We start from the raw sequence: 17101 nt of genomic DNA on the forward strand, positions 1-17101 counted from the left end.
GCTTCCCCATCACTGCTGTCGAGCGCCGTACGTCTCCAGCAGCGCGGCCACCTCGTCGGCCTCCGGCGCATCCGTCGCACGTAAAATCTCCAGCGCCTCGCGCCACGCGTCCACGGCGGCGTCCAGGTCCCCGGTGTCGCGGTGCACGTCGCCCAGCGCGCGCAGCGCCAGCCCCTGCCGGCGCGGCGCGGGGATCGCCTGGCAGATGCCGATGACCTCGCGCAGCGTGGCGGCGGCCTCGTTCGTACGGCCCTGCCTGCGCCACAGCTGCGCCGTGGTGAACAGCACGCGGGCCTGGCCCACGTGGTCGTCGGTGTCGCGGTAGATCGCGAGGCTGCGCAGCAGCAGCCGCTCGGCGCCCGCGACGTCGTCCCGTGCCAGCCTGGCCTCGGCCAGGCCCAGCGCCGCGTACGCGATGCCGCTCGGGAAGCCGAGCGCGTCCAGACCGTCGAGCGCCTGGCGGAAGCTGCTCTCGGCGGCGGCCAGATCGCCGCGGGCCAGCTCGATCTCCCCCAGCACGATCCTGGTGAACTCCCGTGAGCGCACGTCCCCGGTGTCGTCGGCGAGCCTGATCGCCCGCCGGATGAACGGCTCGGCCAGCTCCAGCCGGTTCTGGTTGAAGTGGATGCGGCCGATGCCGCGCACGACGGTGATCTCCGTGCTGCGGTCGCCGGCCCGCGCGAGACCGTCGGCCGCCGCCTCGTAGTGGGCCAGCGCGTCGGCGTTGCGGCCCTGGAGGCGGGCCAGCTCGGCCAGGGTGACCAGGGCCAGCGCGTGCCCGTACCGGTCGTCGGCCTTCTCGAACAGGGCCAGGGCCTCCTCCAGGGCGGCCGCGCAGCCGGTCAGGTCGTCCTGGGCGAAGTGCAGGCGGGCCAGGCCGTGCAGCATGGCTGCCTGGCCGCGGACGTCGCCCGACAGGCGGGCGGCGTGCAGGGCGGTCTCGTGGGTGGCGAGCCACTCGTCGTGCAGGCCGCGGGTCTCGAACAGGCTCATGGCGCTGGTGGCCCAGTCCCAGCACAGCTCGCCGAAGCCGAGTGCGGCGCACTGGCGGACGCCGGCGACGGCGTTGGCCCGCTCGGCCTCGATCCAGGCGAGCGGGTCGCGTACGAGGTGGCCGGGGGTGTCCGGCCGCCAGACGATGCCGCCGCCGTGCACGACCCGGTAGTCGCCGCCGCACAGCAGGACGTGCGCGTGGCGGGTCAGGGCGAGCCAGCCGCTGAACACGCGGCGCAGCGCCGCCGCCCGCTCGTGCTCATCCTCCTCCGCCTCGGTGCGTTCGCGCGCGTACGCCCTGGTCAGGTCGTGGAAGCGGAACCGGACGGCCCCGTCGGCGCCCTGGCCGGCCACTTCGAGCAGCCGGACGTCGGCGAGCTGCTCGATCAGCTGCTCGGCGGCGTCCTCGGAGACGTCGAGCAGCGCGGCCCCGGCCCAGACGGGGAAGTCGGGCGCCTCCAGCAGGCCGAGCCGGCAGAACATGCGCTGCGCCTGCGGCGGCAGGCCCTGGTAGCCGACGCCGATGCTGGCCCTGACCTCGTCGGAGCCGTGGGCGAGCTGGCTGAGCCGGCCGCGGACGTCGCTCATGCGCGAGACCAGGTGGCCGAGGCTCCAGTAGGGGCGGGCGGCGAGCTTGGCGCCCGCGATGCGCACGGCCAGCGGCAGGCCGCCGCACAGGCGTACCAGGTCGCGGGCCTCGTCGGGCGCCTCCGCTGTCTTGTCGGCGCCGATGATGTTGCCGAGCAGCTCGACCGCGTCCTCGACGGGCAGGACGCCGAGATCGACGCGCTGCGCGGCGGGCAGCGTGGCCAGCCGGTGCCTGCTGGTGATCAGGACGGCGCAGCCGCGCGTGCCCGGCATCAGCGGGCGCAGCTGGGCCTCGCCGGCCGCGTTGTCGAGCACCACGAGGTGGCGCGAGTCGGCGATCCGCTCGCGGTAGAGCTCGGCGCGCTGGTCGAGGTCGGCGGGCAGCGCCGAGCTGTCCATGCCGAGCGCGCGCAGGAACCTGGCCAGCGCCTCGGCGGGGTCGAGCGGGTGCCGCTCGCAGCCGCGCAGGTCGATGTAGAGCTGGCCGTCGGGGAACTCGCCCCGCAGCCGGTGCGCCACGTGCACGGCCAGCGTGGTCTTGCCCACACCGCCCGGCCCCGAGATGGCGCTGACCGGCAGCGCGGAGGAGTCGTCGCGCGCCGACAGCAGGGCGGCCGTCACCGCGGCCGCCTCGGCGTGCCGGCCGACGAAGTCGGCGTGGCCGGGCGGGAGCTGGCAGACCGGCCTGCGCTGCTCGGGGCCGGCCGCCGGCAGCGCGTCATCCAGGATGACGGCGTGCAGCCGCCGCAGCTCCTCGCCCGGCTCGATGCCCAGCTCACCGACCAGCCGCTCGCGCGCCTGCCGGTACGCCTCCAGCGCCCGGTGCCGCTGCCCGGCCCGCGCGTAGCCGAGCATGAGCAGCCGCCACGCGCGCTCGCTCAGCGGCTGCTCGGCGAGGAACGGCCGCAGCTCGCCGATCACCTCGGTGTGCAGGCCGATGCCGAGCATCGCCTCGGCGCGGTCGAGCCGTGTCTCGCCCAGCCGCTCGTCCAGCTCCGCCACCCGCGACAGCGCCCAGTCGTGCAGCTGCACGCCCTCGGCCGGCCGGCCCCGCCACACCTCCAGCGCCCGCTCGAACCGGCGCACCGCGGCGGCCAGGTCGCCCTGCTCCACCTCGGCCCGCGCCCGCCGCGTCTCCTGCTCGAAGACGAGCAGGTCGAGCTCCTCGGGAGCGACCTCCAGCAGATATCCGGGACCCACCGTGGACAGGCTGATGTCGGTGCCGAACGTCTTGCGGATGCGCGCGACGTGCGTCTGCAGGTTGGGCACCGCGGAGGCGGGCGGCGTCTCCCACAGCGCGTCGATCAGCCGCCTGCGCGAGACCGGCACGTTGGCGTTGAGGAGCAGCGCGGTCAGCAGCGCGCACTCCTTGCCCTTGAGCGCGACCTCCCGCCCGTCCGCCCGGCACGCGTGGACGGGACCGAGGATGCCGAACGTCGCTCCCGCCATGACCTCCCCTGGATCGAGCTCCGGGTCACCAGTAAGCGGGCAAACGGTCATGCCGTCAAGGTGCCGGTCATGATCACCCGCAGGTGTCACGATAGGGCAGATCGGGCAGATAACGCGGCCATCGCTCCCGATCCAGGCCGCCGCCGGTCACCAGGCACGCCGTCTCGTCCAGGTGACGGCGCAGCTCGTACGTCGGCCGCAGGTCCCACAGGACGAAATCTCCCCGGTGACCAGCCGTGGCGAGGATGTCGCCGTCGGCGGAGAAGGCCATCGGCCAGACCGTGTCCAGATTGTCGGCGAGCGCGGTGCTCAGCTGGCGGGGCAGGATGCGGTTGCCGAGGTCCCACAGGTAGGCGTTGCCGTCGATGCCGCCGGTCACCATGATGCCGGGGACGGGCGCGAACGCGACGGCGACCGCCTGGAGGGTGCCGTGCGGGACGAGCGGGTCGCCGAGAGGGCGGGCGCGTGCGGGGTCCGAGAGGTCCCACAGGATGACCGCGCCATTGCGGTCACTCGTGACCAGCAGATCCGCCGTGGGTGACAGCGCGGCGGTGGACACCTCGGCCTCGTGGCCGACGAGCCCAGGGCCGAGCCTGCGGGGGTGGCGGATGTCGGTGATGTCCCACAGCCTGGCGCCGGTCGGGTCGCCGGGGCCGTCCTCAGGTGGCCTGACCTCCGGTGAGTCGCCGCCGCTCGTGGGGGTGAGCAGGGGCTCGGCGACGGCGGTCGGTGTCGCGTACGTGCCGGACCCGATGACGAGGGCCAGCACGCGGCCGTCGCGCACCCGCCAGGTGCCGAGCGTGCGCTCGCCGCTCAGCACGTGCCCGATGAAGCGGGGCCGCGCGGGGTCGCGCACGTCCCAGACCATCGTGGAGTCGTCGCCGCCCACGGTCAGCGTGCCGGCGTCGGCCGCGAACACCAGCGACCGGACGATGCCGGTGGGGCCGCTGAGCGGCGACCCCCAGCGGCGCGGGCGCCGGCGGTCGGTCAGATCCCACAGCAGGACGGTCTCCTTACCGTCGCCGGTGGCCAGCGTGCGGCCGTCGGGGGTGAACGCGACGGCGTTCACCCCTTCGCCGGTGTGCCCGGTGAGCGTGCCCACGTGGTGCGGGTTCGCCTGGTCGGTGGCGTCCCACAGCTCGACGGCGCTGTCCCGGCCGCCGGTCGCGACCATCGTGCCGTCGTCGCTGAGGTCCATCGCGTAGATCTCGGTGTACTCGCCGTCCTGGTGGCCGACGGCGGGCGGGCCGAACGCGCGGGGCCGGCCGGCCCTTCCCAGGTTCCACAGCGTGACGCGGCCTTCCGAGCTGCCGGCGGCGAGTACGCGGCCGTCCGGGGAGAACGCGATCGCGCGGTCCATCTGGCCCGCGGTCAGCCGTTCGATCAGCTGCGGTGCGCTCGGGTCCGAGGTGTCCCACACCAGCAGTCCGCTGTCGCGGCTCCCTGTCGTGGCCAGCAGGTCGTCGCCGGGTGAGAACAGCACGTCGGCGAGGATGGACGTGGAGAGGGGCCCGGGGAGCGGGCGCGGGCGGGCCGGGCGGCCGACGTCCCACAGATGGGTGCCGCGCAGTGACCCGCCGACCGCCAGCATCCTGCCGTCGGCGGAGAACGCGAGCGACTCCACGATGTCGTCGGGCTTGACCACGATCTGGGCGAGCGGCCGCGGCGCCGACCGCTCGCGCACGTCCCAGAGCAGCGCGGGCGCCTTCCTCTCGTACGCGGCCATGGCCATCGTCGTGCCGTCGGGCGAGAAGGCGAGCGCTCTGACGGGCCCGGCGATGGCGGGGAACGGGCGGCCGGCGCGCTTGATGCGGGCGGGGTCGCGCACGTCCCACAGCTGCAGGCGCGGCTGCTTGTCGCTGGACGTGGCGAGGACGGAGCCGTCCGGCGACAGCCACCCCTCCGCCGTGTCGCCCTTCTCGTACGTCGTCCGCCGCCCCGCGACGGCGGGCCTGGCGGGGTCGGCCAGATCCCAGATCACGATCTGCGCCTCGGAGCCGATCGTGACCAGCCGCCGCTCGTCTCGGGTGAACCGCACCGTGGCGGGTGACTCGAATCCTTTGAACGCCGCGCCGGCCTGGCGGGGACGCAGCGGGTCGCGGACGTCCCACAGCATGATCGCACCGGTGGAGAACCCGGCGGCCAGGTAGCGCCCGCTCGGCGCGTAGGCGATCGAGGTGACCGGCTGGCGCACCCCGGCCAGCTGCCCGGCGTACGGGGTCGTGGTGAGCACGTTCTGCAGCGCGGCGTACGTCTCGGCGTCCGGGTGGATGCGGTGGGCGGCGACGCCGAGCATCAGCGCGGTCCTCGGGTCGGTGGACAGCGCCGACTCGGCCTTGGCGATCAGCCGCCTGGCGGTGGCGACGCGCTGCTGCTCCGAGGCGGCCGCCGCCTGCTCGCGGGCCGCGCTGCCCTGCACGAGCGCGACGCCGCCGAAGGCGACGGCGACGGCGAGCAGCGCCGACAGCGCCACGGCCGTGAGCCTGCGCCGCCGCCGGCTCAGGCTCCGCGCGCGCACGCTCTCCTCCAGGAACTCCGCTGCCGGGCCGGTGACGGTGCCGGGCTCCCACCGGGGCCTGGCGTGCAGGACGGCGTCCAGCCGCTCGCCCCGGTACAGGTACGAGGCGTCGCGGCGGTTGCGCCGCCACTCCTCCGCCTCGTCCAGGAGCTGGCTGCGCAGCGCGTGGCCGGTCAGGTCGGCCTCCATCCAGCCGCGCAGGCGGGGCCAGTGCTGGAGGAGCGCTTCGTGGGCGATCTGCACCGACCCGGTGTCGGCGACGAGCAGCCGGCGCCGGGCGAACACCTCCAGGACGTCGTCCACGGGCCCCAGCTCGGCGCGTGGCCGTGCCCTGCGGACCAGCCTGCTTTCGGCGGACACCGCGGCCAGCTGCTGGAACACCTGGCGGGCCCGCTCGCGCCCGGCTGGGTCGAGCCCGTCGTACGCGGCCTCCGCGCTCGCCGTGACCGCGTGCGTGACCCCGCCGGTACGCGCGTAGCCGCGGTGGGTGAGCAGGTCGTCCTCGCGATGCTCCCAGACGGTCAGCATGGCCTGCGACAGCAGCGGCAGCACGCCCGCGTCGAAACCGCCCGACGAGGAGCGCAGGTCGGCGAGGACGGTGTCGGCCAGTCCGGCTTCGAGCCGTAGTCCCGCGGCCGCGGCCGGCACGGTGATGGCGGCGCGCAGCTCCTGCTCGTTCATCGCGCCCAGCACGAACGGGCCCTCCTGGAGCGCGTCCACCAGGTCGGGATGGTCGGCGCAGCGGTCGATCACGTCGCCGCGCACCGCGATCACGACGAGCGCGGCGGGCGCTCCCGCCGGTCCCGACGGGACGGTGGCGGCGGCGTGCAGGGCGGCGACGAACGCGGCCCGCTCCCCCTCCGGGGCGTCGAAGACCTCCTCGAACTGGTCCACGACCAGGATCAGGCGGCCGTCCTGTCCAGGCGTGCCGGGCGCCGCGCGCCGCCTGGCGTCGGTGTCCACCGCCTGCCTGACCAGCAACGACGCCTCGGCGGGCGCACGCGTGAGCGCGGCGAGCACGGTGCCGGCGTCCAGCCCGGCCAGGCCCGCCAGCAGCGTGGCGAGCACCGTCAGCGGCTCGCGGCCCGGCCGGTCCAGGACGTGGCGTGGCCAGTGGCGGGCCGCCTCCGACAGGTCGCCGCGCGCTATCGCGGGCAGCAGGCCGGCGCGCAGCAGCGAGGACTTGCCCGCCCCCGACGCGCCGGTCAGCACCAGCAGTCCGGTGCCGCCCAGGCGTTCCGACAGGGTACTGACGAGCTCGGCCGTCACGACCTCGCGGCCGGAGAAGACGTCCGCGTCGGCCTCGCCGTACCCGCTCAGCCCCTTGTACGGGCTGCCGTCCGACCAGCGCGGCCCCGTGACGGCGGCCGCGGAGCCCCTGGTCCGCCGTTCGATGAGCGACACCTGTTCGAGCAGCAGCCGGGTGTCGGTCGCCTGGCGGTACTGCAGCCCGACCGCGACCTGCAGCTGCGCCCGCGACTGGTCGACGCCTTCCGTGATGCGCCGCAGCCGGCCTTCGACGTCGGACAGCACGAAGGAGAACTCGGCGAACTCCCCGCCGAGCCTGGCCAGCCCGTCCGTCAGCGCGGCCTGCAGCTCGCGGTCGCCGGTCCGCACGGCCTCCTCGATCGCGGCTCCGGCCAGCTCGAACGTGCGCAGCACGGCGGCGATCTCGGCACGCAGCGCTCGGGCGTGCTCCCCGCCGCCTTCGAGCGCCGCGCTGATCCGGCGTTCGAGCTCGGCCCGTACCTCCTCCTCCCGGAGGTCGCGGCCTTTGAGCGCGTCGATGCCGGACTTCACCAGGTCGGTCAGCAGGTTCCCGCCCACGGCCGCGAACGCCCCGATGCCGGCCGCCACCGGCCCCGCCCCGGTCAGGAGCGCGGCGAAGGCGCCGGACGAGAGCACGGCGAGGAGCACGGCCGGGGTCCAGGTGCGCACGCGTGAGCGGGCCGTCCTGACCGACCGGGCGGCGCCACCACGGAGCAACCCGGAGGGGTCGTCCGGCAACTCGTCGCTCACGACCTCACTATGCGCGCCGACGCCCCCGCGGACAACGCCCGGTGAGGCCGACGATCATCGTGCGGTCGCGCGGTCGCTATGATTCCGCCGCGGACAGGCGTGGGCGGACATAAACCTCTTTGTCGCCTACGATGCCCGCAGAGCTTGATTACTTAATTACATCCTGGAGGACCTCGTGATCGTCGAGTACGTCCGTTACCGCGTCCCTCCGGAGGCGGCCGGGGAGTTCGAGGCCGCCTACCGCCGTGCCGTCGTCCCGCTCGGCGAGGCGCCCCAGTGCCTCGGCTACGAGCTGTCGCGCTGTGTGGACGAGCCCGCCTGCTACGTCCTGCGCATCGACTGGTCCTCGGCCGAGGAGCACCTGAACGGCTTCAGGAACAGCGCGCACTTCGCCGCGTTCTTCGCCGAGATCAAGCCGTACGTCTCCGCGGTCGAGGAGATGCGGCACTACGAGCAGCTCATCACCAAGACCGAGCCGACGCTCTACGAGTGGGCGGGCGGGGCGGCGGCGTTCGAGCGGCTCACCGAGGTCTTCTACGGCCACGTGCTCGCCGACGACCTGATCGGGCCCCTGTTCGCGGGCATGAGCCCCGACCATCCCCGGCACGTGGCGATCTGGCTGTCGGAGGTCTTCGGCGGCCCCGACCGCTACACCCGCGAGCTGGGCGGCTACCCCCGCATGCTGGCCCACCACCTCAACCGGCACCTGAGCGAGGAGCAGCGCCGGCGGTGGGTGTCGCTGCTCATGGACGCCGCCGAGGAGGCCGGGCTGCCCGGCGACCCGGAGTTCCGTGCCGCCTTCGCCGGCTACATCGAGTGGGGCACCCGCATCGCGGTCCAGAACTCGCAGCCCGGTGCCACCCCGCCGGCCGAGGCGCCGGTGCCCCGCTGGGGCTGGGGCGTCGCCCCGCCGTACCAGCCCTGACATCGATCGAAAGGCCCCCCATGCGACTGCCCAGCTGGTTCGCCGAGCGGCCCGCCGCCGCTGCCGAGCCCGACCTACGCGTCTCCACCCTGGAGCTCTTCTTCGACCTGGTCTTCGTCTTCACCATCACCCAGCTCACCGCGCTGCTGGTGGCCGGCATGGAGACGCCGCCGCCCGGGCATCCGGCCGTGGGCATCGGGGAGAGCGCGCTGCAGGTGCTGCTCGTCTTCGGCGTGATGTGGTGGATGTACGCGGGGTACGTCTGGCTGCTCAACTCCGTGCCACCGGTACGGCCCGCCCGCCGGATCCTGGTCCTGCTCGGGATGGCCGGCTTCCTCGTCATGGCGCTGGCCATCCCGAGCACGTTCGCGGGCGGCGGGGTCGCCTTCGCCGTCGGCTACCTGCTGCTGATCCTGGTGCACAGCGCCCTGTACGCGCAGGCCACCCGGGCGATCGTGCGGGTGGTGCCGTTCAACCTGGCCGCGACCGCGCTCATCGGCGTCGCCGGGTTCCTCGAGACGCCCTACTCCTACCTGCCGTGGATCGCCGCGCTCGTCCTGCTGTGGGGCAGCCCGTACTTCATCGGCCAGCAGGGCTTCGCGCTGGGCGCCGCGCACGTGGTCGAGCGGCACGGGCTGCTGGTCATCGTGGTGCTCGGCGAGTCGATGCTGGCGCTCGGCATCGGCGCCAAGGACCTGCCGGTCGACCTGGGTCTCGGCGTCGCGGGGGTGCTCGCCCTGAGCCTGGCGGCGTGCCTGTGGTGGGCGTACTTCGCCGGCGAGGACGAGCGGGCCGCCGAGCACACGCTGGCCGCGACCGAGCCGGTACGGCGGACCAGGATGATCCTCGGCGCCTACTTCTACGGGCACGTCCCGATGCTGCTCGGCGTGGTGGCGGTGTCGGGCGGCATCAAGAAGGTCATCGGGCACCCCCTCGATCCGCTCAAGCCGTCGGCGGCGATCGTCCTGGCCACGGGCGTCACCCTTTACCTGGCGGGCGACTTCTGGTTCCGGCGGATGCTCCGGCTGCCCTGGGCGCGCGTCAAGGGCGTGGTCGCGGTCGCCGCGCCGGCCGCCGCCCTGGCCGGCCTGTGGGCGGGGCTGGCGGAGCTGGCGATCCTGGTCGTGCTGCTCGTGGCGATGCTGCTCGCCCTGCACCACCGCGCCCCGGCCGGCTGAGGAGCCCGAACCCCGCAAACGCCCGCCCGAGCTCGCGGCCGGAACCGGACGGCGGGAAGCCCCCGCCCCGAACGGGCGTCGGGGGCGGAACCGGGACGCGGGAAGCCCCCGCCTCGAACGGGTGTCCGGCCGGAGCGGGGGCTCTGTCGTGTCCTTTCTCTAGGAGGGCGTCGCCGGCGGCCGGAAGACCTGCCACACGCGATAAACCACCGTCCACCCCTTCCAGCCCGGGCGCGGGGTGTCCGACTGGTACGCCTTCGACGCAGGACTCCAGCCGGTGCCCTGGTCGGCGATGCCGTCCGCCTCCCTGGGCGTCGCCCTGGTGTGCGAACCGGTGGGCCGCACCCTGCCGAGCTGCTCGTCGATCGAGCGCTTCTGCGCCTCGCTCAGCCCGCGTGGCTGGGACGAGCTCGTCGGCGACCGCTGGGCCTTGGGCGGCGACTGCCGCTGCACGGCCTTGCGGCTGGTGGGCCGGGTGGCGGGACGGTGCCGGACCGTGGCCTTGGGCTTGCTGGCTCGCCGGGTGACCGCCCTGCGTGCGGCGGCCGCGCGCCGCCGGGCCGCCGCGGCCCGCCGTGCCGCTGCCGCCGCCCGTCGCCGGGCCGCCGCCGCGGCCGCCCGCTGCCTGGCCAGCGCCGCCTTCTTCCTTGCCATGGCCGCCGCCCGCTTCTTGGCGGCCTCAGCGGCCCTCTTCCTGGCCTCGGCCGCCGCCCGTTTCCTGGCGGCTTCCGCGGCCCGCCGCTTGGCAGCCTCCAGGGCACGCTTTCTGGCCAGGGCCGCGGCCCTGCGCCGGGCGGCGGCGAGCGCCGCCCGCCTGGCCGCCGCCGCTGCCGCCCGCCGCGCCGCGGCCTGCGCCAGCTTCCTGGCGATGGCCCGCGCCGCGATCCGCGCCGCGATGCCGACCACGAACCAGACGAGCTGGCCGTCGGGGTCGCTCATCGTGACGGGGCTGTTGTTGGCGTAGGCGTAGGCGTTGAGCTGCTGCGGCTCTCCCTCGTCGATGATCGGGTCCACCGAGAGGAAGCGGCCGTTGGCCGGGTCGTACTCGCGGGCTCCGAGGTGCACGAGCCCGGTCGTGGCGTCCTTGGTGCCGCCGACGAAGCCGCGCTGTCCCGGCCACCACGGCGGTGGTGACCCGCGATCCTCACCGAACGGGGTCTGCCGGCGGATCGCCACGTCCCCGGTGCCGGCGTTCACCATGGCCTGCGCAGTGCCCTGGTGGTCGTTGGCCATGAAATAGACCTGGTTGTCCGGCGTGCGGACCGCGATGGCCTCGCCGCCGATGGTGTAGTACCTGGTCTGCTCGACGGTGTTCTTGGCGTAGTCGAGCCGCAGCTCCATGTCGTCGATGAAGAGGGTGGCGTCGGTGGCCGTCTTGCGCAGCAGCCGGTCGCCGTCGGCGTCGTAGACGAACGACGTCGTCTTGCCGCCCTCGGTCACCGACTCCAGGTTGCCTTCGGCGTCCCAGATCAGGCTCTGGTCGGCGTTGCCGACCTTGCGCCTGGTGGTGTTGCCGGCGGCGTCGTAGGTGAACAGGTCGGCGCCGACGCTCTGCAGCGCGTGCGGCTGCTTGCCGCCGGCCGACGGGTAGGTGTAGGTGCGCACCTGCTCGGCCGCGCCGCCCCAGGCGTGCTTGGTCTCCTTCGTCCTGTTGCCCGTGACGTCGTAGGCGTAGCTGACCGCGTACGGGGCCACGCCGCCGATCTTGCCCGACTGCGGGGCGCCGCTCGCGCAGTCGTCGGTGGCCGTCCACGCCGAGGTGAGGCGGCGCAGATGGTCGTGGGTGAAGCACTGCGTGTCCTGGGCGGCCCGGTCGGCGATCTTGGAGATGTTGCCGGCCGCGTCGTAGGTGTAGGACAGGTCGAGGTCGCTGGCGGGCGCGCCGGCCCGGTCCAGCCGCATGCTCGTGAGCCTGCGGGTGGCCTCGTCGTGGGTGTAGGTCAGCCAGGTCTTCTTGCTGCCCTCGCCCAGCTCGTACTGCAAGGTCTCACCGAGCTTGCTGTAGCGGGCCGCGCTCACGTACGCCGACAGGCCGCTGACCTTGACCGGCTGGCTGAGCCCGTCGTAGCTGTAGACGACCGACTCCTCGGCCAGGCCGCCGCCCGCCGGGAAGCTGATCGACTGCACCTGGTCGTCGGCCGTGTAGCGGGTGTTGAGCTGGTAGGAACCCGCGAGCTTGCCCTCCCGTGCCGGGATGGTCACGGTCTGGCGGAGCGTGCGGTAGTCGGCGTCGATCGCGTTGATCTCGGCGGTGTACGCCTGGCCGTCCACGTACCTGATGGCCGCGTGCATGTGGCCCTTGGCCAGCCCGTCGTACTTCCACTCGGCCAGCAGCGTGCCGGTGGCCGAGCCCTCGCGCAGCTGCGTCTTGCGGCCGAGCGCGTCGTAGCCGTACCAGAGGGTTTTGCCGCGGGCGTCGGTGGTGGTGACGACCTCGTCCGCGTCGTTGTACGTGGTGGTCGTGACGCCCTTGTCGGGGTCCTCCGTCCTGATCTCGCGGCCGCGCAGGTCGTAGTGGTGCCGCCAGACGTTGCCCGCCGGGTCGGTCACCGTCGCCAGCCGGCCGGCGCGGTCGTAGGTGTACTTGGTGGTCTCGTACTCGCCGGTCGGGGTCGAGCCCTTGTACTGGCGCAGCTCGATGAGCCGGTCGTGCGCGTCGCCGATCCTGGTGGTGGCGGTGTCGCCGGGCAGCGGCGTGATGTGCAGCCGGTCGCCCTCCTCCTTGACCGAGACGCGGTACTTCTCCGCTCCCTTGGACTTGAAGACCTCGGCGGTCACCTCGCCCGCGCCGTCGTAGACGGACACGACCTGGGTGGGCACCGCGGCGTCGGCCACCCCGAACAGGTCGGTGGACGGCGTGCCGGTGGTGAAGTAGCCGGTGTTGGCCTTGTACTCCTCGCCCTGGGAGTTGTAGAGGGTGTCGGTGATCGTGCGCCCGTTGCGCAGCGCGGGGTCCTGCGCCGTCTCGTCGACGGGCGCGGGTTCCTGGGTCTGGCGCTCGCGCATCAGGCCGTCGAACAGCTCGTGGCTGGCCGTGTAGGTGCCGTCGGCGTTGAGCGTCTTGGTGGTGACGACGCTGGGACCGTCGTTGCGCACCAGGTAGGTGTACTCGGTGCTGGGCGACTGGCCCGCGGCCTTGCTGCGGTCCGGCTGCCAGACCTTGGTCAGCCGGCCGAGCGCGTCGTACTCCATGTCCACACGCTTGCCCGCGGCGTCGATCTCGGCGGTCGGCTCGCCCCAGGCGGGTTCGAGCAGGGTGCGCTCGGTGTGGCCGAGCTGGTTGGTCTCGGTGGTCTCCGTCGGCAGGGCGCCGGAGGCCGGGCTGTAGGCGGTGACGGACTTGGTGCCGACCGGGTCGGTCTCGGTGAGCTCGCGGCCGTAGGCGTCGTACGTCCGCGCGGTGCCGGTGATCGTCTGCCCGTCGGGCGAGACCAGCTCCTGCACCGTGGTGACGTCGCCCTTGGTCGGGGCCTGGCCGTGCGACTGGCCGTCGTACTGGATCTTCTCGTCGGACAGGACCTCCTCGGCGGCCAGCTTGGCCGTGCCGGTGTCGCAGGTCGTCGCGACCTTCTGCACCCGGCTCGGGAAGTCGAGCATCCAGCTCGCGTCGTTGCGGGCGTAGGTGTAGCGGATGCACTGATCGTCGTCCGCGGTGGCCAGGTCGCCCTTCTCCTCGACCTGCAGCAGCAGGCCCTTGGTGTCGTACGTGCGGCCCTCGCCGGTCCGCCGCCACTTGTCGCCGGCCAGCGCGGTGCGGGTGACCATGGACTCGGGCTGCACCACGTGCGCGGCCTTGGTGACGCCGCCCTGCGTGGACTCGGCCGTCTTGGCCGACCAGGCGTCCTGGACGGTCGCGGTCAGCAGCGCGCCGCCGTCACCGTCGAAGAGGATCTCCTCCCGCTCGAACCCGGCGAGCTGGTCGAGGTCGTCCTTCTTGACGCCCTCGGAGTCCTCCACCTGGACGCTGCGCTTGGAGCCGTCGGCCAGCTTGTCGCCGTGCATGCCGCGGAAGTAGCGGAACTCCGTCATGGTGCGCTTGCCGTCCTGCCCGTCGCCCTGGCGGACGCGGACCCGGCCGTAGCCGCGGTAGTCGGCCCACGTGCGGTGCGCGGGCTTGACCAGGATGTTGTCGGCGTAGTGCCAGGCGGCGCCGCCGAGGTACTCGTAGTCGGTGACCACGCTCGGCGAGCCGGCCACCCGGTCCACCTCGACGGTCTGGGTCACCAGGTACTTGTGGAACCAGTCGGTGACCTCGGCCTCGTCCGGCGGGGCCCAGCGCTGCGGGAAGCAGCGCCTTGAGTTCTTGTCGGCCGCGGGCACGTCGCCGGGCTTGCAGTCGGCGGCCGAGTAGTTGATGCGCAGCTCGCCGCCGTACTCGTTGTTGATGGCCTGGACCCGCCACTTGACCAGCGGCGCCCTGCCCTCGTCCGAATCGACCCTGTTGGGCAGCTGCACGCCGGTGAACGTCACCGGCGGCAACGTGATCGTGCCGCCCACGTGGCCGGTCTGCCGGATCGAGGCCAGCCACAGCGCCGGGCTCATGCCGTCGCCCGAGGCGGGGAACTGGTGCGTCAGCGCCCACGAGTCCACCGGGGTGAACTGGCCGGCGGAGTTGCGCACCTGCGTGGTGACCTTGGCCAGCCGCTTGCGGGTGAAGAACGTCGGCGCCAGGCGGTCGGTGCACTTCACCCCGCTGTTGCAGATCTGGTCGAACGGCACGTCCGGCCAGTGGCTCGCGGTCTCCTTCTTGAGCTGGTCGGGCGCGCAGGTCACCGAGCCGCTCGGCAGGCAGCGCTCGGCCACCTCGAACACCACGCGGGCGGCCGGCTGCTTGGTGAACAGCTCGGTGCCCAGGTAGCCGTAGTCGATGCGGGTGAGGTACGCGCCGCGCACGTACTGGGTGCCCTGCTCCGGCTTCATGCTGCGGCCGTAGTAGTTGGTCTCCCGCTCGTACCAGTACGTGGTGGCGTTGCCGTGCGTGTCCACCTCGTAGTCGAGGTTCCACCGGTAGCCCTGCTGGCACCAGGCGTTGGCCGGGGTGCCGCTGTAGCAGGGCTCGCCGCTGTTGTTGCCGAACACCGGCACGGTCTGCACCGACTTGGTCTCCGGCTTGCCGCCGGCCCAGCCGGGCAGCCGGTTCAGGCCGAAGGTGTACTGGGTGCCGTCGGGCGTGGTGACCCGCCAGTACTCGCCGTTGTTGTCGCCGTTGGTGGCGCCGGTGAGCAGCTCGATCCTGGTGCCGTCGTCGCGCTTGGGCCGCCACTGCTTGGTGGAAGCGTCCTTGACCAGCTCGACCGACGAGTCGCCGAGCGACAGGATGGCGTTCTCCTGGTCCCAGCACAGGTCGCCGGTCTTCTTGCCGTCGAGCATGCAGGACTTGTAGCGGCGCTCGATGAAGCCGCCGGGGTTGAGCTCGAAGCCCTCACCGGCCCAGGACGTCTGGTTGTTGGTGGAGACCGTACGCCCGTCCACGCTCTGCGAGGAGTAGCCGAGCGAGATCTCCGGCTCCTCGCCGCCCAGCGAGGGCGGCAACCGCAGGTCGTAGCTCCAGCTGAAGTCGCCCGACTGGGTGCCGACGCTCCAGTCGGAGGCCGCCGACAGGGAGGTCGCGGCGTGGTCGCCGGACGGTCCTGACGGCGCCGCGGTCAGCGCGTACAGGGCGTTGGTCTCGACCTCCGCGGTGACCGTGCCGGCCGTCGCGTCGTTCTCGCTCTTGACGGGCTGCGGCGCGGCGCAGCCGTCGGCTCCGGTGAGCGCGCACTCCTCCAGCTTCACCATGCGCAGCCGGGAGCCGTAGTCGCCGCCGAAGGCGTGGCGGAAGCCGGAGTAGTCGACCTCCACGCGGGTCTTCTGCGCCGCCTTGGCCGTGATGCCCTGTCCTGGTGTGACGCGCATGGCCAGGCCGAGCAGGTCGGTGTCGAGCAGCTCGACGGTGATGGGGGCCGTGTCCGCCGCCTGCGCGGCCTTCGCGGACTTGTCGGTGCTGGGGGCCAGCCGTACGGGGAAGCCGCCCGCGGTGGTCCTGGCCGTGGCGCCGCTTGTGTCGCCGCTTGTGGCGCTGGTTGTGGCGCCGGTCGTGGTTCCGCCCAGCTCCGCCTTCTGCGGCTTGGGCCAGCTGACGGCCGGAGCCGCCTTCCACGCCTGCTTGGCGGCGGGATCGGGCAGCGGGGCCGTGACCGGGACCTTGCCGCCGGTCACCGGCTTCTCCCGCTGGACGGCGGGCGCCGTGCGGGGCGCCGCCTGGGCGGGCACGGCGTAGGCCATGTCCACCAGCAGGACGACGGTGAGGAGGGGGGCCAGCCTGCGGGGCCAGCGGGAGGGCGGCTTGGCCTCCGCGGTCGCGAACCTGTTCCACGACGGGTCCGCGCTCTCCGGGGTGTCCGGTGGTCTCTGGCGCAGGCCGTTCCATCGGGAGGCGGGCAGGGATAACTCGTCCGGCAGATCCATGAGGGCTCTCCAGGGCTACGTGACGGCCGCTGGGCGAGTGTGCGGTGCCCGGCGGACCGTGCGGAGGTGCGAGACCCTCGCGGGTCTCGCCGGGTGTGAGGAGACGATCACGATGGTGATCGCATCGTCACCTGCGGCAAGCCGTAGGTCCAGAGTTTTGCTCCTTCTGCTCACAGATTTTTTCATCCACCCTGACTCCACTGAAAATTTTCACCGTCATGCCGTCGCCGCACCTCCCGCCGGAGGCGGCTCCGGCGGGCCGGCCCCCGCGCCCCTCGGCTCGGCGAGTGGCGCGGGTTTTCGCCTCTTGACACAAGATCACCCCACTTGCATACTCCGATCAACGCGCCTCGGTCAGCTTTTTTCCGCACGTATTCACGGGCCCGTGGACATCCTTTTCAGTCGCATCACCGGAAATCAGGCGCAGCTCCTCCGACACCCAAGGGGTGACCATTCAACATGCCTTCGGGAGCGTTAGGACGTATCACGAGACGGGGCACCGCGGTGGCGGCCGCCCTCGTTCTGGCAATGGCCGCGAGCGCCACTCCGGCGCTCGCGCACTGGAACGGCACCGGCCAGGACATCGCCAGCATCCACATTTATCCGTACAGCTACAACAGCACCTGGCAGACGCCGCTGAACAGGGCATTGAGCAACTGGAACGCCACGTCGAGCCCGGCCAACTTCTACAAGAGCAGCAATTCGGGATCGACTCTGACGGTGAAGTCGTACAGCAACACGTGGTACGGCTACTACACGCGGTGCGGCGGCTCGTGCATGTACGTCAAGCTCAATTCGAGGACCATCAACAGGGACGCGTCCAATTGGGCGAACTTCGTCACCAGCGTCTTCGTCCACGAACTCGGGCACGCGCTGAACCTGGCGCACAACTCCGTGACGTCCATCATGAATCACAGCCGCAATCGCAACGGGATGATCAAACCGCAGCCACACGATGTCTCCGACGTCAACGCCTATTACTGA

General features: G+C 72.7%; 6 protein-coding genes. 3 read left to right on the forward strand and 3 right to left on the reverse strand.

Annotated elements, in window-relative coordinates:
- Positions 1-9: 9 nt before the first annotated feature.
- Positions 10-3081 (reverse strand): BTAD domain-containing putative transcriptional regulator, encoded by a 3072-nt coding sequence (locus tag AB0K18_RS37310; protein WP_364924387.1) that lies wholly within the window; start codon positions 3079-3081, stop codon positions 10-12.
- A gap of 22 nt (positions 3082-3103) precedes the next feature.
- Positions 3104-7567, reverse strand: a complete 4464-nt coding sequence (locus AB0K18_RS37315; protein ID WP_364924390.1) for a hypothetical protein — start codon at positions 7565-7567, stop codon at positions 3104-3106.
- Between the two features lie 175 nt (positions 7568-7742).
- Here AB0K18_RS37315 and AB0K18_RS37320 point away from each other — a divergent pair, with 175 nt between their 5' ends.
- Both AB0K18_RS37320 and AB0K18_RS37325 read left to right on the forward strand, forming a co-directional pair.
- Positions 7743-8492, forward strand: coding sequence for an antibiotic biosynthesis monooxygenase (locus AB0K18_RS37320; protein ID WP_364924393.1), 750 nt, complete (start codon positions 7743-7745; stop codon positions 8490-8492).
- A gap of 20 nt (positions 8493-8512) precedes the next feature.
- Positions 8513-9670, forward strand: coding sequence for a low temperature requirement protein A (locus tag AB0K18_RS37325; RefSeq protein ID WP_364924395.1), 1158 nt, complete (start codon positions 8513-8515; stop codon positions 9668-9670).
- Positions 9671-9829: 159 nt separating this feature from the next.
- Here the strand turns inward: AB0K18_RS37325 and AB0K18_RS37330 are convergent, their stop codons facing one another.
- Positions 9830-16117: an RHS repeat-associated core domain-containing protein gene (locus tag AB0K18_RS37330; protein WP_364924397.1), complete on the reverse strand. Its 6288-nt coding sequence runs from the start codon at positions 16115-16117 to the stop codon at positions 9830-9832.
- A gap of 504 nt (positions 16118-16621) precedes the next feature.
- Here AB0K18_RS37330 and AB0K18_RS37335 point away from each other — a divergent pair.
- A complete protein-coding gene (locus tag AB0K18_RS37335; RefSeq protein WP_364924401.1) occupies positions 16622-17101 on the forward strand; it encodes a matrixin family metalloprotease in 480 nt (159 codons plus the stop codon).

The organism is Nonomuraea sp. NPDC049421, assembly GCF_040677005.1.
Classification (GTDB): Bacteria; Actinomycetota; Actinomycetes; order Streptosporangiales; family Streptosporangiaceae; genus Nonomuraea; species Nonomuraea salmonea.